Raw genomic sequence first — 18,069 nt, 5'->3', positions numbered from 1 at the left:
ATCAAGAACGCGGAGAAGGCGCCGACGGCGTCACCTCCGCCGGGCGGACGAGCCGAGCGGCAGACGCGCGGCTCCGGCGCACGCAATCGGACCACCATGCTCGTGGTCCTCGTAGGGCTCATCCTCGCGGTGGCGCTCTTCCTCTTCATGGTGACGCGGGCCCCCGCCGACACCAAGCCGACCACCATCGGCTTCAGCCTCAACAGCTTCTTCATCTGGCTCGGTGGCCTCAGCCCCCTCGTCCAGATCCCGCTCGTCGTGGTCGCGTTCGGCGCGGTCGTCGGGCTCCTGCTGCTGCTCATCGAGTACGCGCCCCGCTCCGGCAAGGGCTACTTCTGGCTGCGGCTCATCGCCTGCTTCGGCATCCCGGTGCTCGCGTTCATGCTGCTGCGCCCGTACCAGAACGCCGTCATCTACGTCCTCGGCATCGCGATCCTCCTCGGCGCGATCCTCTTCTACGCCGACTACCGCTCGCGCCAGGGCGCGGGCTACCTGTTCCAGCTGATCCTGTTCGCGGCCCCCGCCTCGATCCTGCTGCTGCTCGGCCTGGTCTACCCGGCGATCACCACCTTCTTCCAGTCGTTCTTCGACAAGACCGGTGACAACTTCGTCGGTCTCGAGAACTACATCTGGACCTTCACGAACCCCGAGGGCTTCTGGTCTGTCATCAACACCCTCATCTGGGTGCTGCTGGCTCCCACCATCGCCACCGCGATCGGACTGGCCTACGCGGTCTTCATCGACCGCGCGGCGGGCGAGAAGTACCTGAAGGTGCTCATCTTCATGCCCTTCGCGATCTCGTTCGTCGGGGCCGGCATCATCTGGAAGTTCGTCTACGACTTCCGCCAGGGCGACCAGATCGGTGTCTTGAACGCGATCGTCACGGCCTTCGGCGGTCAGCCGGTCTCGTGGCTGGCCGCGTCGCCCCTGATCAACACCCTCCTGCTCGTCGTCGTCTTCATCTGGAGCCAGACGGGCCTGGCGATGGTCATCCTCTCGGCCGCCATCAAGGCGGTTCCGCCGGAGCAGAACGAAGCCGCCGAACTCGACGGGGCGAGCGCCTGGGAGCGTTTCATCAACGTCACCGTCCCCGGCATCCGGTCCTCGCTGATCGTCGTGCTGACCACCATCGCCATCGGCGCCCTGAAGATCTACGACATCGTCGCCGTCATGACCGGTGGGCGTAACGACTCGACCGTCCTCGCCTTCGAGATGGTCAATCAGCAGCAGCGTTTCCAGAGCTACGGGCACTCCGCGGCGCTGGCCGTGGTGCTGTTCATCTTCGTGCTGCCGCTGATCATCTTCAACGTGCGCCAGATCCGGAAGCAGAGGGAAGTGCGATGACCACCTCGACCGTGGTGATCGAACCCACCACCGACACCCGCTCCGCCCGCCAGGTGGCACGCGACACGCGCAAGCACGAGGCGATGGCGCGCAAGCGCCTCACCTCGAAGGGCGCGACGATCGCGGCCGTCGTGATCGCCTTCTTCTGGACGATCCCGACCTTCGGCCTTTTCGTCACCTCGTTCCGCCCGGGTTCCGACACCCAGTCGTCGGGGTGGTGGACGGTCTTCACCGACCCGTCGTTCACCCTGGAGAACTACCGCCTCGCGCTGACCTCGGGAGGGACCGCGCTCACGCTCGCGCAGTCGTTCCTGAACTCGTTGGCGATCACGATCCCGGTGGTGCTGTTCGCCCTCGCGGTCGCGTCCCTCATCGCGTACGCGTTCGCGTGGATCGATTTCAAGGGCCGCAACTTCTTCTTCATCTTCATCTTCGCGCTGCAGATCGTGCCGCTGCAGATGGCCCTCGTGCCCCTGCTGAGCCTGTTCTCGCGCGGTCTGACGATCAACGAAGTCACGATCTTCCCGGGCTTCGACCTGCGCGGCGTGGAGCACAGCTTCGCGACCGTGTGGATCGCGCACGTGATCTTCGCGATGCCGCTGGCCATCTTCCTGCTGCACAACTTCATCGCCGAGATCCCGGCCGAGGTGATCGAGGCCGCTCGTGTCGACGGAGCCGGCCACGGGCAGATCTTCTTCCGCCTCATCCTGCCGCTCGCGGCTCCCGCGCTCGCCTCGTTCGCGGTGCTCGAGTTCATCTGGGTGTGGAACGACCTGCTGGTGGCGACGATCTTCGCGCCATCGTCATCGTTGCCCCTCACCCAATCGCTCAACTCGCTGTCGGGTACCTGGGGCGACCAGTGGTTCCTCCAGTCGGCGGGAACGTTCATCTCGATCCTGGTTCCGCTGATCGTGTTCTTCCTCCTGCAGCGCTTCTTCGTGCGCGGCCTGCTGGCGGGTGCCACGAAGGGCTGAGCCCGTCACGACCCGAGGGGCGCGGCATCCGGAGGGTGCCGCGCCCCTCGGCGTTCCCGGCGGGGCGCGGCGCCCGCCGCCGCTCAGGTTCCGGGGCGCTGTGCGCCGACACGGACCCCGCGGCCCACAGAGCGAGCCCGCGGATGAACGCGATCCGCGCGTATGACGGGTTCTTCGTCGCGGGTGCCGTTATGCGTGGGGGCCAGAGGGGGCGGATGCCGTGTGGCGGGGGAGCGTTCGCGTCAGGCGCTGCAGGAGAGGCGCGACTGGATGTCGCGCATGGCGTCGAGCTCGGCCGACTGGCCGGTCACGATCGCGCCGGCGACCTCTTTCACACGCGCGTCGGAGCCGAGCTCGATGACGGCCTGAGCCATGGGGATGGCGCCCTGGTGGTGGCGGATCATCAGCTCGAGGAACAGGCAGTCCGCGGGGCGCCCCTGATCGCTGCGCAGCTCGTCGAGCTGGGCGTCGGTGGCCATGCCCATCTCGGAGAGCAGCTGCTCCTGCGTGAGCGCCGCGGTGTCGCCGTGGCTGTGCTCGCCGGACGTCTCCATCCACGTCATGAGCGGCTGGCTCGAGGACTGGGGGAGGCCCCACTGCACGAGCCATCCGTACATCTCGCCGCGCTGGCCGGATTGGGCGGTGGCGATGTCGTACGAGAGCGTGCGGAGCTCGTCGTCGTCGGTCTTGCGGTAGATCTCCATCGCCATGAGCACGGCCTGCGTGTGGTGCACCTGCATGTCGCGGGCGAAGCCGGCTTCGGCCGAGTTCTCGCCCGGGTGCGCGGGCGCCGCCGTCGCGCCGAACGCCGTGAAGCGTCCGACCGCGAAGGCGACGGCGACCGCGACGAGGGCGACGACGACCCAGCGGACCGCGGGACGCGCGACCGGGGCGTCGTCGCTCATCAGGCCTTGCCCGGACCGTCGATGGCGCCCGAGCACGCGGCGTTCGGCTCGGGGGCGTTCTGGCTGCGCCAGTACTCCGTGAAGAACTCCGTGATGCGCGGGTCGTTCGGGTCGTCGAGTTTGAGCTGGTGGTTCCACGCGCTGACCGCGATGGGGGTGTCCATGTCGGGGTAGGGCGAGAGCAAGGCGTAGCTCGAGGGCATGACCGCCTTGAGGGCGTCGATGCCGGCCTGGTCGACCCGCGCGGGGTCGTAGGTGATCCACACGGCGCCGTGCTCCATCGAGTGCACCGCGTTCTCGTTCTGCTGGGGCTGCGTGTAGACGCCGCAGTTGAGCCAGATCGGGTTGTGCGGTCCGCCGGCGGGCGGGTTCTGCTCGTACGTCACCGCGCCCTGCACGTGGTCGGAGCGGTTCTGGAACGTCTCGACGCCGCTGATCTCGCGGCCCGTGCTGTTGCCGGCCTGGTAGCTGGTCGGGGGAGCGGGGGCGAAGGCGAACGAGGCGATGACGAGGCCGATCACCGCGACGGCGGCCGTAGAACCCACGACCCACCACACGAGCTTGCCGCGCTTACGCTTCGCGACCTGCTTCTGGTACTCGGCCAGCTTCTCCTGGCGCTTCTGCTCACGCTGCTGCTTGACCGTGAGGTCGATCTGGGCCTGCTTGGCCGGGTTGCCGCTGGCTCGTTTGTCGGAGGGGGAGGTCATGCGCTGTGTTCTGTCTCTCTTCGGGGCGGGACACATCGGCATCCGCCGACGCCCCCAGCCTATGCGGGTGAATGGGCCGATGGCCTGGGAGGAACCCGCGAGCCCGGGATGGTGGGGTGCGGGTGGTCACGGTAGTATGACGATGTCGAATCGATTCGAGGTTCGACGATCCCCCTCTTTTCTCAGCCCGATTTCGTCGGGCTGTCCGTGTTGCGAAACGAAACCAGACGCGTGCTCGATACTGCCTCCCACCCCGTCATCCCCTCGTCGCCCCGCCCCCCGCAGACGAACACCGGCGCGATCCGCGCGATCGGCAAGAACCCCGCCACGGCGCCGATCGTGCTGCACCCGGGCGACGCCATCCCGGCATCGCGGCGCTTCCTGTACATCCTCGTGCTCGGCGCGCTCACCGCCCTGGGCCCGTTCACGATCGACCTGTACCTGCCCGCGTTCCCCGTGCTCGAGGCCGACTTCCAGACGACGGCGGCCGCGATCCAGCTCACGCTGACCGGCACGATGATCGGCTTCGCGCTGGGGCAGCTCATCGTGGGACCGCTCAGCGACAAGGTCGGCCGCCGCCTGCCGTTGCTCTCGGTCACGGCGCTGCACGTGGCCGCGAGCATCTTCGCGGCCTCGGCGCCCACTCTCGAGACCCTCTCGATCGCCCGCGTGCTGATGGGCGCGGGCGCGGCCGCCGGTGGAGTCGTGGCCGCCGCGATCATCCGCGACCTGTTCGGTGGCCGCCGCCTCGTGGTCATGCTGTCGCGCATGGCGATGGTGTCGGGGGTGGCGCCCGTGCTCGCACCACTCGCCGGCTCGGCCCTCCTGCTCGTGATGAACTGGCGCGGCATCTTCGTGGTGCTGGCCGTGTACGGCGCCGTCATGCTCGTCTCGGCGATCCTGTTCGTGCCCGAGACGCTCCCTCCCGCCCGCCGCGGGGGTCCCGGCGCCACCACCGTCTGGCAGCGCTACGCGAGCGTCTTCCGCGACCGCGTCTTCATCGGCGTGCTCATCATCGGGGCGATGACCTTCAGCGGGCTGTTCTCGTACCTGTCGGCATCCTCGTTCCTCTTCCAGGTGACCTATCAGTTCAGCGCGCAGGGATACGGCGTGCTGTTCGCGGCCAACTCGATCGGCGTCGTCGTGGGTGTGCAGGTGGCTTCGCGCCTCGCCGCCCGCTTCGGGCCGCAGTGGGTTCTCGCCGTGTCGACGGCGGTCCTCGTGCTCGCCGGCGGCGCGATCGTGCTGACCGACCAGCTCGGCCTCGGGCTGTGGGGAACCATCGTGCCCCTGTTCTTCTTCATGACCGCGTGCGGTTTCACCTTCCCGTGCGCTCAGGTGCTCGCGCTCGATCGCCACGGCAAGGCCGCGGGGACCGCGCAGTCGATCATCGGCGCGGCGAACTTCGGTGTGGCCGGCATCATCTCTCCGCTGGTGGGCCTGCTCGCCACCGGTTCGGGCATCACGGCCACGACCATGGCCTCGGTGATGCTGGGCTGCGCCCTCATCGGCGTGCTGTCGCTGTGGATCCTGGTGCGTCCGCGCACGGTCGAGCGTCTCGCGCCCTGATCGCCGCGGCGGCCGGGTCCTCGGCCCAGCCAGCGCGAGCAGCGAGCCGGGAGGGATCGCGATCGCCGCAGAGCGGGATGGCGCCGACGCGGTGGCCGTTGCCGGGCTCGCGCGGCGCACACAGTAGCAGAGCCATCCCCGGGGGACGCGCGCGATGCCCACCCATTCCGTCGTCGTCGCGGGGACGGCATCATGAGGCGATGGACGCCTCCGCGATCGACGACGTGCTCGACACGCGCCCGCAGCGCTTCCGCGCGACGGTGGGCGTGGTGCTCATCGCCCTCGCGTGCGCGCTGGGCGCGTGGGTGTTCTTCCGCGGGCCCAGTCCCTTCGCGATCGACGTGTGGTGGAACCAGCTCTTCGCGTCCACCCCGTCTCAGCCCCTGCTGGTCTTCGCGATCGCGATGGACGCCGTCGGAGGCCACCTCACCGCGGTGCTGGTCGTGCCCATCCTCGGTGCGCTGGCGCTGTACCTGTCGCGCCGACGCTGGTCGGCGCTGTACTTCCTGACCGCTTCGGTGGGAAGCGCCCTGCTCGTGCAGGTGGTCAAGCACACCTTCGGCCGCGCGCGGCCGGAGGACATCCTCATCGTCAGCGATTACGGATCATTCCCCTCGGGGCATACGGCGAACGCGGCGACGATCGCGGTCGTCGCGGCCGTGCTCTTCCCGCACCTCTGGGTGCGGATCGTCGGTGTCGCCTGGGTCGTGCTCATGGCCTTCAGCCGCACGTACCTGCACGCGCACTGGCTCTCGGACACCGCGGGCGGCGCGCTGATCGGCGCGGGTGCGGCGCTGATCCTGGCGGCGGCGTTCTCGCGACTTCGCGCGCGGGATGAAGACCGGCTCGCGATGCGGCGGGCGCGCAAGGCGGATGCCGGGGCGGCGACCGCGTCGTAGGCTGTCGCGCATGAGCGAGCCCGGCGACGTGCCCTCCGTATCCTCCGACGAGCCCACGACGGCCGATGCCGAGGTCGCGCGGCTGCGCGCCGAGGCGGAGGCGGCCGAGGCCGAACTTCGACTCGCGCGGGCGCGAGCCGACCTCGCGGCGGCGGAGGCCACCGCGGCGGCGGCGCGGGCTCGAGCGGCCGGGGGTCCGGCGCCGGTGGTGCCGCCGGACGAGCGCGATGCCCCGGCCCCGGCTCCGCCGCGCGAAGCGCAGGCGGCGGCTCCTGCCGCGCCCGATGCCTCACCCGCTGCGGCACCCGTGAGCGCCGCCGAGCCCCCGGCCCCGGCCCCGACCGAAGCCCCGGCCCCCACCGAAGCCCCGACCCCCGCAGCCCCCGTCGAGGGCCCGCTCTCTGCCGCCCAGGTCGACAAGATCGCCGCGGGGTACGCCGCCACCGGAGCCGCCCTCGACCTGGGCGTGCTCGTGAACGGCGGGCCGGTGGCATCCGTCCCCGTCCGTATCCCCCTCGCGATGACCAATCGGCACGGGCTCGTCTCCGGGGCGACGGGCACCGGCAAGACGCGCACGCTGCAACTGCTCGCCGAGCAGTTGTCCGAGAACGGGGTCCCGGTGTTCGCCGCCGACATCAAGGGCGACCTGTCGGGTCTCGCGGCCGAGGGCACCTCGAGCGAGAAGCTCCTCGCGCGTACCTCCGCCCTCGGTCAGGACTGGTCGGCGCGGTCGTTCCCGACCGAGTTCTTCGCCCTCGGCGACGACGTCGGTTCGGGGATCCCGGTGCGGGCGACCGTGTCGGGGTTCGGTCCGCTGCTGCTCAGCCGCGTGCTCGGGCTGAACGCGACGCAGGAGTCCAGCCTGGGTCTCGTCTTCCATTACGCCGACGAGAAGGGGCTGGCGCTCGTCGACCTTTCGGACCTGCGCGCGGTGCTCACCTACCTCACGAGCGACGAGGGCAAGGCCGAGCTCAAGGGGATCGGCGGGTTGTCGGCGGCGACCGCGGGCGTGATCCTGCGCGAGCTGGTCACGTTCGCGGCCGTGGGCGCCGACAGCTTCTTCGGCGAGCCCGAGCTCGACGTCTCGGTGTTCCTGCGGACGGATGCCGCGGGGGCGGGCATCGTGAGCCTGCTCGAGGTGCCGAACGTGGCGGCGCGGCCCGAGCTGTACTCGACCTTCCTCATGTACCTGCTCGCGGAGCTCTACGAGGCGCTGCCGGAGGTCGGCGACGTCGACAAGCCCAAGCTCGTGTTCTTCTTCGACGAGGCGCACCTGCTGTTCCGCGACGCGTCGAAGGCGTTCCTCGAGGCGATCACGCAGACCGTGCGGTTGATCCGGTCGAAGGGCGTGGGCGTGTTCTTCGTCACGCAGACGCCTAAGGACGTGCCCGGAGACGTCCTCGCCCAGCTCGGCTCGCGCGTGCAGCACGCCCTGCGCGCGTTCACCCCCGACGACGCCACCGCGCTGCGCGCGTCCGTCCGCACGTACCCGGATTCGGGATACGACCTCGAGCGCGTGCTGCAGGAGCTCGGGACCGGCGAGGCGATCATCACTGTCATGAGCGAACGGGGAGCCCCCACGCCCGTGGCGTGGACGCGCATCTTCGCCCCGCGCGCCTCGATGTCGCCCATCCCCGCCGAGGCCATGGCGGCGGCGGTTTCGGCATCCCCCCTCATCTCCACCTACGGCACCCCGATCGACCGTGAGTCGGCGCGCGAGATCCTCGCTGCCCGCATGCAGGCGGCGGCCGAGGCCGAGGCTGCCGCTGAACGCGCGAAGAAGGAGGCCGCCGACGCCGCCGAGTACGCGAAGCAGAAGGCCGCGATCGACAAGGCGAACGCCGAGGCGCAGAAGAAGGCGCAACGCGAGTACGACCGCATCCTGAGGTCGACCGCCGGCCCGCGCAGCCGGACGAGCGCCCCCACCGCGGGCCTCGACGGTCTGCTCGGACGCGGGGCGACCAAGAGCATCGTGAACGGTGTCATCCGCGGACTGTTCGGCAACGGCCGACGCCGCTGAATCCCGTACGACAAAAATGGGACGGGATGCCGATCACCCGGCATCCCGTCCCGCTGTCGTCGTCGGCGGTTACGGCCGGTTCAGCTCGAGGGGCATGGTGGACGTGTCGATCAACGGATCGTCGTCCTGACGGGCGACGAGCGCCTTCGCCTCAGCCGGGGTCTCGACCGTGGGCACGGAACCGAGCAAGGGGCGCTTGGCCGTCTCGGGCATGGCCAGGAGCGCGACCAGCCCCATCGCGGCGAAGAACATGATGTAGAACGCCGGCATGAGCGTGTTGCCCGTCCAATCGATCAGCGCCTGGCTGAACAACGGGGTCGTGCCGCCGAACAACGACACCGACACGTTGTACGCGATCGCCATCGCCCCGAAGCGCGAGGCGGTGGGGAAGAGCGCGGGCAGAGTGGATGCCGCGATGCTCGCGTAGAAGGCCACCGGCACCGCCGCGAGCACCAGGGCGATCATGACGGCCCACAGCTCGCCGATCTGCATGATCAGGAAGGCCGGAATCAGCAGGACCAGAGCGGACCCGGCGGCCGCGACGTAGATGGGTTTGCGGCCCACCCGGTCGCTGAGCCGGCCGAAGATCGGCAGCATGGCCGACATCAGCAGAAGGACGGGGATGGTCGCGACGGCCGAGCCCACGTTCGAGATGCCGACTTCTTTCTCGAGGTAGACCGGCATGTAGCTGGTGAGGGCGTATCCCGCGGTGTTGGTCGCCGCGACGAGGGCGATCGCGATGAGCAGGGACTTCCAGTGGTGCCGCACGATCCCGGCGAGGCCCTGGCGGGACATCGGGTCGTCCTTGTCGATCTCGTTCTCGGCCTCGGCCGCGTGCGTCTGCTCGAAGGAGGGCGTCTCGGGGATCTTCAGGCGGAACCAGATCGCGACGATGCCGAGGGGGATGGCGAGCAGGAACGGGATGCGCCATCCGTACTCGGTCATCGCGTCGGGGCCCGAGACGTTCGTGACGATGGCCGTGGTGATGGCCACCGCTCCGGCACCGGCGGCGAACCCGACGTAGGAGCCCACGTCGAGCCACGACGACCAGAAGCCGCGCCGCTTGTCGGGGGAGAACTCCGACACGTAGGTGGTCGCTCCGGCGTACTCCCCACCGGTGGAGAAGCCCTGGACCATCTTCAGCAGGTAGAGGGGGATGATCGCCCAGAGCCCGATCTGCGCCGAGGTGGGCAGGATGCCGATGAGCGCGGTGGCCGAGGCCATCATCGCCATCGTGAGGAAGAGCACCTTCTGCCGACCGATGCGGTCTCCCAGGGGGCCGAGGACGAAACCGCCGAAGGGGCGGACGAGGAAGGAGATCGCGAAGCCGAGCAGCGTGACGAGCAGGCCCCACGGGTCGGGCAGGTCGGAGGCGAAGACGGCGGTGAGCGTGACGGCGAGGTAGCCGTAGATGCCGAAGTCGAACCATTCCATGAAGTTGCCGACGACGGTGCCGCCGATGGCGGTGCGCACGCGCTTCTTGTCGACGACGATGACGTCGTCGACTTCGAGCCGGGGGGCTTCGGATGCCGAGGGGGATTTCTCGTTCATCCTTCTAGCGTTACCCGATCCGCGTTTCGTTTCCAGTCCGAGGCATGCGCGGGGCGGTCGTGCTAACAAGGCGTGTCGGGCGGTCGTCAAGCCCCCGGCGATGTCGGACGTCCGGCGTACGGTGTCGGGCATGACCGAGCTCTCCGCCCCCACCGGCCGCGAACCCGCGCTCGTCGCCCAGCCCCGCTCCGACGGGACGGCTCCGAGGGCTCTGGTGCTCGGCGCCACCGGCTATCTGGGCGGCAGGCTCGTTCCCCGCCTGCTGTCGGCGGGCTACCGGGTGCGCGTGCTCGCCCGCGATCCGCGACGGGTCGAGGCCTTCCCCTGGGGCGACGAGGTCGAGACCGCCGCGGGGGATGCGACCGACGCCGAGGCCGTCCGTGCGGCGGTCGAGGGCGTCGACGTGCTCTACTACCTCATCCACTCCATGGGCAGCGCCCGCGACTTCGAGGCCACCGACCGCGTGGCCGCCCAGACCGTCGCCGACGCGGCGTCCGCGGCATCCGTCTCTCGCATCGTGTACCTCGGGGGCCTGCACCCCGATGACGCCACGCTCTCGGCGCACCTGCGATCGCGCGTCGAAGTGGGACAGATCCTCCTGCACAGCGGTGTGCCGACCCTCGTGCTGCAGGCGGGCGTCGTCATCGGGTCGGGCTCGGCGTCCTTCGAGATGGTGCGCCACCTCACCGACGTGCTGCCGTACATGCCCGCACCCAAGTGGGTGCGCAACCACATCCAGCCGATCGCCGTGCGTGACGTGCTGCACTACCTGCTCGGCGCCGCGCGCGTGGCCCCCAACGTCAACCGGGCGGTCGACATCGGCGGGCCCGACGTGCTGCGCTACGGCCAGATGATGAACGGCTACGCGATGGAGGCCGGATTGCCCCAGCGCGCGATCGCCTCGCTGCCGGTGCTCACGCCCCGCCTCGCCTCGCACTGGGTCAACCTGGTCACCCCGATCCCCAAGTCCATCGCGCGGCCGCTCGTGGAGTCCCTGCAGAACGACTGCGTGGTCAAAGACCGCGCGATCGACGACCTCGTGCCCCGCCCCGAGGGCGGGCTCATGCCGTACCGCGAGGCCGTGCGCCGAGCGCTGGGGCGCGTGAACGACGACGCGATCGAGACCAGTTGGCAAGACGCCGAGGTGTCGGGTGCCCCGAGCGATCCGCTGCCCAGCGACCCCGAGTGGGCCGGTCGACTCGTCTACACCGACATCCGCACCATGACGACGAAAGCGAGCGCCGCCCAACTGTGGTCGGTGATCGAGGGGATCGGCGGAGAGAACGGCTGGTACTCCTCGCCGCTGCTCTGGGCGATCCGCGGCTGGATGGACCGTCTGGTCGGCGGGGTGGGCCTCGCCCGTGGCCGCCGCAGCCGGTCGGTGGTCACCGTGGGCGACGCCCTAGACTTCTGGCGCGTCGAGGCGATCGAACCGGGGCACCTGCTGCGCCTGCGCGCCGAGATGAAGGTGCCGGGAGGCGCGTGGCTCGAGCTGCGGGCCACGCCCGAGGGCGACGGTGCGCGGTTCGACCAGCGGGCCCTCTTCTTCCCGACCGGGCTCGCCGGGCGGCTCTACTGGTTGTCGGTGCTGCCCTTCCACGGGCTGATCTTCAGCGGCATGGCCCGGCGCATCACCGCCGCCGCCGAACACGTGCAGCGCGACGACCTCGCCCCGAAGGCGAAGGCCGGACGCATCGCCCCCGAGATCGCCGAGGTCGAGACGACCGCGGCTCCCTCGGCCTAGGCCGATCGCGTCCCGAGACCGGGCCCACGCCATCGATCGCGCCCGTAGGCTGAGCCGCGTGCCCCATCACGCTCGCGTCCTGACCGTGTCCGATCGCTCGGCAGCGGGCCTCCGCGAAGACCGCGGGGGACCTTTGGCCGTGTCGTTGCTGCGCGAGGCGGGATTCGACTGCGCCGACGCGGTCGTGGTCGCCGACGGGGTCGACAGTGTCGCGACCGCCCTGCGTGCGTTGATCGCGGAGGGGACGGGGCTCATCGTCACGACCGGCGGCACGGGCATCGCCCCCACCGACCGCACGCCCGAGGGCACAGCACGCGTGCTCGACCGCGAGATCCCCGGCATCGCCGAAGAGCTGCGGCGCCGCGGGCTCGCCGACACGCCGATGGCCGTCATCTCGCGCGGACTCGCGGGCATCGTCGATCCGGGCACCCTGATCGTCAACCTTCCCGGGTCGACCCGTGCCGTGGCATCCGGGATCGCCGTCATCGCCGAGCTCGCGCCCCACGTGCTCGACCAGCTCTCCGGAGGAGACCACGCATGAGCGCCGTCCGCGTCGCCCGCCTGTCCGAGATGCCCCTCGACCTCGACGCCCACCTCGACGCTGTCGAGGACTCGTCGTCGGGGGCGGTCACCACCTTCGTCGGACGCGTGCGCGACATCGACCCCGACGCTTCGGGCGCCGTCGTGGCGCTCGAGTACAGCGCGCACCCCGATGCCGAGCAGACCCTGCACCGCATCGCCGAAAGTGCGGCCGCCGACACCGACGCGATCGTCGCGGTCAGCCACCGCGTGGGCCGGCTGGGCGTGGGCGAGGCGGCGGTCGTGATCGCCGTGGCATCCGGTCACCGCGCCGAGGCGTTCGAGGTCTGCCGGACCGTGATCGAGACGATCAAGACCGAACTACCCGTCTGGAAGCGCCAGGTCGAGGCCGACGGCACGACGGAGTGGAAGGGCCTGGGCGGCTAAGAACCGCGGGCCACGCAGCCGGGGTCCGACAGTGCTCAGCCCCCGGCGAAGGGCGGGAGCACGTCGACGTGCGTGACCCCCGCGAGCGGGGCATCGTCGTCGTGGCGCGTGCCGTCGACGAGCACGGCGCAGCGATCCAGGATCTCGCCCAGAGCCGGGTGGTCGGCGACGACGGCTGCGCGCAGCGCCGTCAGAGACGGTTCGGCCCGGTCCTCGGCATCCGTTCCCGCCGCCTCCGCCGCGGCGGCGAAGTAGCGTACGCGCACGCTCATGCTTCTTCTCCGGGACGCACCCAGTCGCCCGACTTACCGCCGGTCTTCGACACGATGCGCACGTTCTCGATGACCGTGCCCTTGTCCATGCCCTTCACCATGTCGACGATCGCCAGCGCCGCGACCGAGACGCTCGTGAGGGCCTCCATCTCAACGCCCGTGCGGTCGGCGGTGCCGACGGTGGCTTCGATCTCGACGCCCTCGTCGGTGATCTCGAGGTCGACCGAGGCGCGGTGCACCCCGATCACGTGCGCGAGCGGGAGGAGGGCGGGAGTGGACTTCGCGGCCTGGATGCCGGCGATCCGGGCCACCGCGAGCACGTCGCCCTTGGGGGCCGTGCCATCGCGGAGGGCGGCGACCACCTCGGGGGCGCAGCGCACGAAGCCGCGCGCCGAGGCGGTGCGGACGGTGGGCTGCTTGAGGGTGACGTCGACCATGCGGGCGTGGCCCGCGGCATCCAGGTGGGTGAAGGTCATGGAATCAGCATGACATCGAGCGGGTCGCCCACCGACACGGTGGACACCTCGGCGGGGACGATCGCGAACGCCTCGGCGCGCGCAAGAGAGGCGGCCAGGTGCGAGCCCGATCCGCCCGCCGTGGCGGGGCGCACGGTGCCGGCGACGAGGTCGATCACCGCGGGGAGGTACTGACGGCGGCCTGGCGGGGTGGTCCAGGTCTCGGATGCCGTGAGCCGGGCGATTCGCCGGTCGATCACGGTGCGGCCCTGCAGGGCGAGAAGGGCGGGGCGCACGAACACCTCGAACGACACCGCCACGCTCACGGGGTTGCCGGGCAGACCGAAGACGAGCCGACCGTCGTCGAGCGCTCCGAAGGCCTGGGGCTTGCCGGGCTGCATCGCGACCTTCTCGAACGCGATGCGCCCCTCGAGAGCCTGGCGCACGGGCTCGTAGGCCCCGGCGCTCACGCCCCCGCTGAAGACGATCACGTCGACGTCGGCCGCATGGTCGAGCAGGGCGTTGATCGCGTTCGCGTCGTCCTGCAGGCTCGACGTCACCGTGACCTCCGCGCCCGTCTCCGCGACGAGGACCGCCAGCAGCGTCGAGTTGGAGTCGGGGGTCTGACCGCGCCCTGGGACGACCCCGGGGACGACCAGTTCGCTGCCGGTCGACACGACGGCGACCCGCGGGCGGCGGTGTACCTCGAGCTCGGCGACGCCTGCCGCGGCGGCCGCGGCCAGCGCGAACGGTCCCAGGCGCTCCCCGGCCGACAGGACGACCTCGCCTGCGCGGGTGTCGCCGCCGCGGCGGCGGATGAAGGCTCCGGATGCCGCGGGCGCGCGCCGCACCTCGACGGTGCCCAGCGAATCGGCGAGGCCTCCCGCGGCGTCTTCGAACGGCACGATCGCGTCGGCGTCGGTGGGCACGGGCGCACCCGTCATGATGCGCACCGCCTCGCCGGCACCGAACGACGGGTCGTCGGACGACCCGGCCGGCAGATCGGCGACGACGCGCAGGGTCACCGGGTTCTCGGCATCCGCCCCCTCGACGTCGGCGAAGCGGACCGCGAAACCGTCCATGGAGGAGTTGTCGAAGCCGGGCAGGTCGTGAGCGCCGCGCACGGGGGCGGCGAGCGTGCGGCCGGCCGCATCGGCGAGGCGCACGGTCTCGACGGGCAGGAGCGTGACAGCGTCGAGCACGCGGGCGCGGTGCTCCTCGACGGTGAGCAGCGGGGTCATCGGAGCCTCCGGGGTCAGGACGAAACGGCGGGGCGGGCGGCGGGCGAGAGCGGGATCACGTCGTGGCGCGCGCGCAGGGCGTCGATCACGACGAGGCGGCCGAGCAGGGGGTCGCCCGCGCCGGTGACGAGCTTGATCGCCTCGGTGGCCAGCATGCCGCCGACCTGCACGCACAGCGATCCGAGCACGCCGACCTGGGCGCACGTGGGCGGCTCTCCGGCGGAACCGGTGGGGAAGAGGTCGCCGAGCACGACGGGCGCGTGCCCCTCGGGCGGAGTCGACCAGAACACGGTCACCTGGGCGGCCCACTCCTGCACGGCTCCCCAGACGAGGGGGATGCCGAGATCCTCGGTCGCGGCGGCGACGGCCTCTCGCGTGTCGAAGGTGTCGCTCCCGTCGATCACGAGGTGTGCGCCCGCGAAGAGCTCGGCAGCATTGGCGGAGGTCAGTCGTACCGTTCGTTCATGGACGACGGTGAGGGGCGACAGATCGCGCACGGCGCGCGCGGCGGATGCCGTCTTGGCGGTGCCGATGTCGGTGATGCGGTGCGCGAGCTGGCGCTGCAGGTTGGTGCGCTCGACGGTGTCGTCGTCGATGACGACGAGCTCGCCGACCCCGGCCGCGGCCAGCGCGAGCAGCACCGGCGAGCCGAGGCCGCCGGCTCCGACGACCGCGATGCGCGCTGCGGCCAGGCGGCGCTGGCCCTCCTCGCCGATCGCGGCCAGCACGGCGTGACGGGCGGTGCGGATGAGTTCTTCGGGGGCGAGCGACGCCACCGGTTCGACGAGCGGCTTCATCCGCCGATCGCGCTCATCGTGCGCTCGGGCTGCACGAAGTCGGGGCGCGCGAGCCCTACGCGGTCGGAGCCGTGGGCGCGGGGCTTCGCCCACATGGCCTCCCGCCAGGCCTGCGCGATACCGGCGTCGTCGGCTCCCGCACGCAGGGTCGAGAGAAGGTCGGTCTCTTCGTGCGAGAACAGGCACGAGCGCACCTTGCCGTCGGCCGTCACCCGGGTACGTGTGCAGGCGGCGCAGAAGGGTTCGGTGACCGAGGAGATGATGCCGATGTGTCCGGCGACGGCGGTCTCTCCGGGGCGGCGGACCTCCCACCGCTCGGCGGGGGCGGCGCCGCGTCCGCGCGGATCGGGGGTGAGAGAGAACGCCGTCTCGATCTCGGCGCGGATGTCGCGCGCGGCGATGACGTTCGTCGCCATCCACGATCGGTCTCCGTCGAGGGGCATGTCCTCGATGAAGCGCATCTCGAATCCGTTGGTCACGGCCCAATCGACGAGCGAGACGATCTCGGTGTCGTTGATGCCGCGCAGCAGGACCGCGTTGATCTTGATGGGCCCGAGGCCCGCGGCGCGCGCGGCCTGGAGGCCCGCGAGCACCTTGTCGAGGTGCGGGCGGCGGGTGAGCTCGGCGAAGGTCTCGGGGTGCAGGGTGTCGAGCGAGACGTTGAGGCGGGTGAGGCCCGCGTCCTTCAGCGCCTGGGCGCGGCGATCGAGACCCACGGCGTTCGTGGTCATCGAGATGGGCAGGTCGGGGTTGTCCTCGCGGATGCCGGCGATGATGAACTCGAGGTCCTTGCGCACGAGGGGCTCGCCGCCGGTGATCCGCAGCTCCTCCGCACCGAGGGACTGCACGGCGACGCGGACGATGCGGCGGATCTCGTCGGTCGACATCAACTGCGTCTGCGGGAGCCAGGGCATCCCGTCGGCCGGCATGCAGTACGTGCAACGCAGGTTGCACTTGTCGATGACCGAGACGCGTAGGTCGGTCGCGACGCGGCCGAAGCGGTCGAGCAGTCCGCCGGACTGCGGGGCGCCGGTCGCGGCGAGGGCCGTCGCGCCGGATGCCGGAGAGGGGGCGCCTGTCGCCGGGAGGGCGGTCGCGCCCGATGCCGGAGAGGCGGCGCCGGTCGCGGGGAGCGCGGTGGCCCCCGATGACGTCACGGTCGCGCCGAGGGCCACGGCCACCGGCCGTCGCGTTGGGCTCGCGTGCTCGGCATCCATGGGTCGAGCCTAGGTCAGCGCGGGGAGGGGGAGGGCGACGGGCCCGAGTCTCGCGGGAGGGGTACGGTCGGGGGATGCCGAACACCTTCCGGATCGCGCAGGCTGCGCGTCTGCTCGGAGTCAGCGACGACACCGTTCGCCGGTGGATCGACCAGGGTGCGCTGCCGACGACCGGGGCGTCGCCGACGGAGATCCCCGGGGCGGCGCTGGCCGCGCGGGCGGTGGCGCTCGCGGCCGAGCCCAATGACCCGACCGCGATCGCCTCGAGCGCCCGCAACCGCTTCGTGGGGATCGTCACCCGCGTGCAGATCGACGGGGTCATGGCCCAGGTCGACCTGCAGTGCGGACCCCACCGGGTGGTGTCGCTCATGTCGGCCGAGGCCGCCGAAGAGCTTGCTCTCGAGCCGGGGTCGCTGGCCGTCGCGTCGGTGAAGGCGACGGTCGTCACCGTGGAGGCCCCGCGCGGCTGACACGCCGGATCGCCTCGCGGGCGGCTCACCCGTCGAAGCGCGGGCCGATCGCGTCGACGGTGAGCTCCCACAGGCGGCGGGCATCGCCCGCGTCGCGGAACGGCGCCCACAGGTCCGCGGGCCGCGCCGGGCCGCCGATGAGCCGCGACGGACCGAAGAAGAGGCCGTCCGCGGACGGCGTGGTCGCTGCGAGAACGGCCGGTTCGGCGGCGGATGCCACGGAGCCGGTGATGTGCAGACGCGAGAGCACGCGGATGACTCGACGGACGCCGAGTTCGCGCTCACGGCCCGCGCCGGGCTGCGCCGCCAGCAGGTTGGTGGGCGAGACGCCGGGGTGCGCGAGGGCGCTGGAGAGATTCCACCCCTCGGTGCGACTGCGTCGCTGCAGCTCGTCGGCGAAGAGGCCGATGGCGATCTTGGACTGCACGTACGACGCCATCGCGTTATAGGTCGGAGCGTCGATGGCGGCCTCGTCGAATCTGCCGCGACGGGCGGCGATGCTCGTCTGGTGCACGACGCGCGCTCGGCCTTCCCGCAGGAGCGGCAGCAAGCCCAGCGTGAGGGCCGCATGGCCGAGGTGGTTCGTCCCCCACTGCAGCTCGAAGCCGTCCGCGGTCTCCTTGCGCTGCGGCGGGGTCATCACGCCGGCGTTGTTGACCAGGAGGTGCACGGGCCGGCCCTCGGAGCGGAGCCCGTCGACGAGGGCGTGAACGGAGTCCAGGCTCGCCAGATCCAGGGCGCGGGTGGATGCCACGGCATCCGGAACCTCCCGGCGGAGGGTCTCGAGCGCGCGGCGTCCCTTCTCGGAAGAGCGGACGGGGAGGACGAGGTCGGCGCCGAGGGCGGCGAGACGGGTGGCGATCACGGTGCCGATGCCGTCGCTGGCGCCGGTGACGACCGCGAGGCGGCCGCGGAGGGGGGAGGGGGTGGGGGACATG

The 18,069-nt window shown here is 71.1% G+C and carries 18 protein-coding genes; 9 read left to right on the top strand and 9 right to left on the bottom strand.

Going from position 1 to position 18,069, the window contains the following annotated elements:
- The first annotated feature begins 96 nt into the window (after positions 1-96).
- Both ASE56_RS12545 and ASE56_RS12540 read left to right on the top strand, forming a co-directional pair.
- On the top strand, positions 97-1,344 hold the full coding sequence (locus ASE56_RS12545; RefSeq protein ID WP_235557002.1) for a carbohydrate ABC transporter permease: 1,248 nt from the start codon (positions 97-99) through the stop codon (positions 1,342-1,344).
- Entirely contained in the window at positions 1,341-2,318 is a 978-nt protein-coding gene (locus ASE56_RS12540) for a carbohydrate ABC transporter permease (protein WP_056230304.1), read from the top strand. The genes ASE56_RS12545 and ASE56_RS12540 overlap by 4 nt, the downstream gene beginning before the upstream one ends.
- Before the next feature lie 242 nt (positions 2,319-2,560).
- Here ASE56_RS12540 and ASE56_RS12535 read toward each other — a convergent pair whose 3' ends face one another.
- Complete coding sequence (locus tag ASE56_RS12535; RefSeq protein ID WP_056230301.1) at positions 2,561-3,223, bottom strand: DUF305 domain-containing protein; 663 nt, start codon at positions 3,221-3,223, stop codon at positions 2,561-2,563.
- On the bottom strand, positions 3,223-3,930 hold the full coding sequence (locus tag ASE56_RS12530) for a DUF3105 domain-containing protein (RefSeq protein WP_056230298.1): 708 nt from the start codon (positions 3,928-3,930) through the stop codon (positions 3,223-3,225). Before ASE56_RS12530 ends, ASE56_RS12535 begins: the two co-directional genes overlap by 1 nt.
- A 231-nt stretch (positions 3,931-4,161) precedes the next feature.
- Here ASE56_RS12530 and ASE56_RS12525 point away from each other — a divergent pair, with 231 nt between their 5' ends.
- The 3 genes from ASE56_RS12525 (at position 4,162) to ASE56_RS12515 (ending at position 8,418) form a co-directional block, all read left to right on the top strand.
- Positions 4,162-5,499, top strand: a complete 1,338-nt coding sequence (locus ASE56_RS12525) for a multidrug effflux MFS transporter (protein WP_200914193.1) — start codon at positions 4,162-4,164, stop codon at positions 5,497-5,499.
- A 200-nt stretch (positions 5,500-5,699) separates the two neighbouring features.
- On the top strand, positions 5,700-6,398 hold the full coding sequence (locus tag ASE56_RS12520) for a phosphatase PAP2 family protein (RefSeq protein ID WP_056230295.1): 699 nt from the start codon (positions 5,700-5,702) through the stop codon (positions 6,396-6,398).
- Between the two features lie 10 nt (positions 6,399-6,408).
- Positions 6,409-8,418, top strand: coding sequence for a helicase HerA-like domain-containing protein (locus ASE56_RS12515; RefSeq protein WP_056230290.1), 2,010 nt, complete (start codon positions 6,409-6,411; stop codon positions 8,416-8,418).
- A gap of 69 nt (positions 8,419-8,487) precedes the next feature.
- Here ASE56_RS12515 and ASE56_RS12510 read toward each other — a convergent pair whose 3' ends face one another.
- Positions 8,488-9,969, bottom strand: a complete 1,482-nt coding sequence (locus ASE56_RS12510) for an MFS transporter (RefSeq protein ID WP_056230286.1) — start codon at positions 9,967-9,969, stop codon at positions 8,488-8,490.
- 130 nt (positions 9,970-10,099) lie between these two features.
- Between ASE56_RS12510 and ASE56_RS12505 the strand changes: the two genes are divergently transcribed.
- From ASE56_RS12505 to ASE56_RS12495, 3 genes are read left to right on the top strand one after another with little or no spacing between them, the layout of a single operon-like run.
- Positions 10,100-11,713: an SDR family oxidoreductase gene (locus ASE56_RS12505; protein WP_056230282.1), complete on the top strand. Its 1,614-nt coding sequence runs from the start codon at positions 10,100-10,102 to the stop codon at positions 11,711-11,713.
- A 58-nt stretch (positions 11,714-11,771) separates the two neighbouring features.
- Complete coding sequence (locus tag ASE56_RS12500) at positions 11,772-12,254, top strand: molybdenum cofactor biosynthesis protein B (RefSeq protein WP_056230278.1); 483 nt, start codon at positions 11,772-11,774, stop codon at positions 12,252-12,254.
- A complete protein-coding gene (locus ASE56_RS12495; RefSeq protein ID WP_056230275.1) occupies positions 12,251-12,679 on the top strand; it encodes a molybdenum cofactor biosynthesis protein MoaE in 429 nt (142 codons plus the stop codon). Before ASE56_RS12500 ends, ASE56_RS12495 begins: the two co-directional genes overlap by 4 nt.
- A 35-nt stretch (positions 12,680-12,714) precedes the next feature.
- Here the strand turns inward: ASE56_RS12495 and ASE56_RS12490 are convergent, their stop codons facing one another.
- The 5 genes from ASE56_RS12490 to moaA are packed head-to-tail and all read right to left on the bottom strand — an operon-like array spanning position 12,715 to position 16,661.
- Positions 12,715-12,951: a MoaD/ThiS family protein gene (locus ASE56_RS12490; RefSeq protein ID WP_056230272.1), complete on the bottom strand. Its 237-nt coding sequence runs from the start codon at positions 12,949-12,951 to the stop codon at positions 12,715-12,717.
- Entirely contained in the window at positions 12,948-13,427 is a 480-nt protein-coding gene (gene moaC / locus ASE56_RS12485; RefSeq protein WP_056230268.1) for a cyclic pyranopterin monophosphate synthase MoaC, read from the bottom strand. Before moaC ends, ASE56_RS12490 begins: the two co-directional genes overlap by 4 nt.
- On the bottom strand, positions 13,424-14,647 hold the full coding sequence (glp, locus tag ASE56_RS12480) for a gephyrin-like molybdotransferase Glp (RefSeq protein ID WP_056230264.1): 1,224 nt from the start codon (positions 14,645-14,647) through the stop codon (positions 13,424-13,426). The genes moaC and glp overlap by 4 nt, the downstream gene beginning before the upstream one ends.
- A 14-nt stretch (positions 14,648-14,661) precedes the next feature.
- Positions 14,662-15,444: a HesA/MoeB/ThiF family protein gene (locus tag ASE56_RS12475; protein WP_056230260.1), complete on the bottom strand. Its 783-nt coding sequence runs from the start codon at positions 15,442-15,444 to the stop codon at positions 14,662-14,664.
- Positions 15,441-16,661 (bottom strand): GTP 3',8-cyclase MoaA, encoded by a 1,221-nt coding sequence (gene moaA / locus ASE56_RS12470; protein WP_056230257.1) that lies wholly within the window; start codon positions 16,659-16,661, stop codon positions 15,441-15,443. Before moaA ends, ASE56_RS12475 begins: the two co-directional genes overlap by 4 nt.
- Positions 16,662-16,735: 74 nt before the next feature.
- Here moaA and ASE56_RS12465 point away from each other — a divergent pair, with 74 nt between their 5' ends.
- Positions 16,736-17,131 carry a molybdopterin-binding protein gene (locus ASE56_RS12465; RefSeq protein WP_056230254.1) on the top strand — a complete coding sequence of 132 codons (396 nt, stop codon included), beginning with the start codon at positions 16,736-16,738 and terminating at the stop codon, positions 17,129-17,131.
- Between the two features lie 25 nt (positions 17,132-17,156).
- On the opposite strand, the gene ASE56_RS12460 is transcribed toward ASE56_RS12465, so the two are convergent.
- Positions 17,157-18,068 carry an SDR family oxidoreductase gene (locus tag ASE56_RS12460; protein WP_056230409.1) on the bottom strand — a complete coding sequence of 304 codons (912 nt, stop codon included), beginning with the start codon at positions 18,066-18,068 and terminating at the stop codon, positions 17,157-17,159.
- Position 18,069: the final 1 nt, after the last annotated feature.

The organism is Microbacterium sp. Leaf203, assembly GCF_001421275.1.
Classification (GTDB): domain Bacteria; phylum Actinomycetota; class Actinomycetes; order Actinomycetales; family Microbacteriaceae; genus Microbacterium; species Microbacterium testaceum_A.
This window is presented reverse-complemented; position numbering and strand designations above follow the sequence as displayed.

What these genes read in the sequence shown, in the direction of transcription:
- ASE56_RS12545 (WP_235557002.1), top strand. Translation starts at nt 97, where the DNA reads ATGCTCGTGGTCCTCGTAGGGCTCATCCTCGCGGTGGCGCTCTTCCTC.
- ASE56_RS12460 (WP_056230409.1), bottom strand. Translation starts at nt 18,068, where the DNA reads ATGTCCCCCACCCCCTCCCCCCTCCGCGGCCGCCTCGCGGTCGTCACC.
- ASE56_RS12530 (WP_056230298.1), bottom strand. Translation starts at nt 3,930, where the DNA reads ATGACCTCCCCCTCCGACAAACGAGCCAGCGGCAACCCGGCCAAGCAG.
- ASE56_RS12495 (WP_056230275.1), top strand. Translation starts at nt 12,251, where the DNA reads ATGAGCGCCGTCCGCGTCGCCCGCCTGTCCGAGATGCCCCTCGACCTC.
- ASE56_RS12515 (WP_056230290.1), top strand. Translation starts at nt 6,409, where the DNA reads ATGAGCGAGCCCGGCGACGTGCCCTCCGTATCCTCCGACGAGCCCACG.
- ASE56_RS12475 (WP_056230260.1), bottom strand. Translation starts at nt 15,444, where the DNA reads ATGAAGCCGCTCGTCGAACCGGTGGCGTCGCTCGCCCCCGAAGAACTC.
- ASE56_RS12540 (WP_056230304.1), top strand. Translation starts at nt 1,341, where the DNA reads ATGACCACCTCGACCGTGGTGATCGAACCCACCACCGACACCCGCTCC.
- ASE56_RS12465 (WP_056230254.1), top strand. Translation starts at nt 16,736, where the DNA reads ATGCCGAACACCTTCCGGATCGCGCAGGCTGCGCGTCTGCTCGGAGTC.
- ASE56_RS12490 (WP_056230272.1), bottom strand. Translation starts at nt 12,951, where the DNA reads ATGAGCGTGCGCGTACGCTACTTCGCCGCCGCGGCGGAGGCGGCGGGA.
- ASE56_RS12520 (WP_056230295.1), top strand. Translation starts at nt 5,700, where the DNA reads ATGGACGCCTCCGCGATCGACGACGTGCTCGACACGCGCCCGCAGCGC.
- ASE56_RS12535 (WP_056230301.1), bottom strand. Translation starts at nt 3,223, where the DNA reads ATGAGCGACGACGCCCCGGTCGCGCGTCCCGCGGTCCGCTGGGTCGTC.
- ASE56_RS12505 (WP_056230282.1), top strand. Translation starts at nt 10,100, where the DNA reads ATGACCGAGCTCTCCGCCCCCACCGGCCGCGAACCCGCGCTCGTCGCC.
- glp (WP_056230264.1), bottom strand. Translation starts at nt 14,647, where the DNA reads ATGACCCCGCTGCTCACCGTCGAGGAGCACCGCGCCCGCGTGCTCGAC.
- moaA (WP_056230257.1), bottom strand. Translation starts at nt 16,661, where the DNA reads ATGGATGCCGAGCACGCGAGCCCAACGCGACGGCCGGTGGCCGTGGCC.
- moaC (WP_056230268.1), bottom strand. Translation starts at nt 13,427, where the DNA reads ATGACCTTCACCCACCTGGATGCCGCGGGCCACGCCCGCATGGTCGAC.
- ASE56_RS12510 (WP_056230286.1), bottom strand. Translation starts at nt 9,969, where the DNA reads ATGAACGAGAAATCCCCCTCGGCATCCGAAGCCCCCCGGCTCGAAGTC.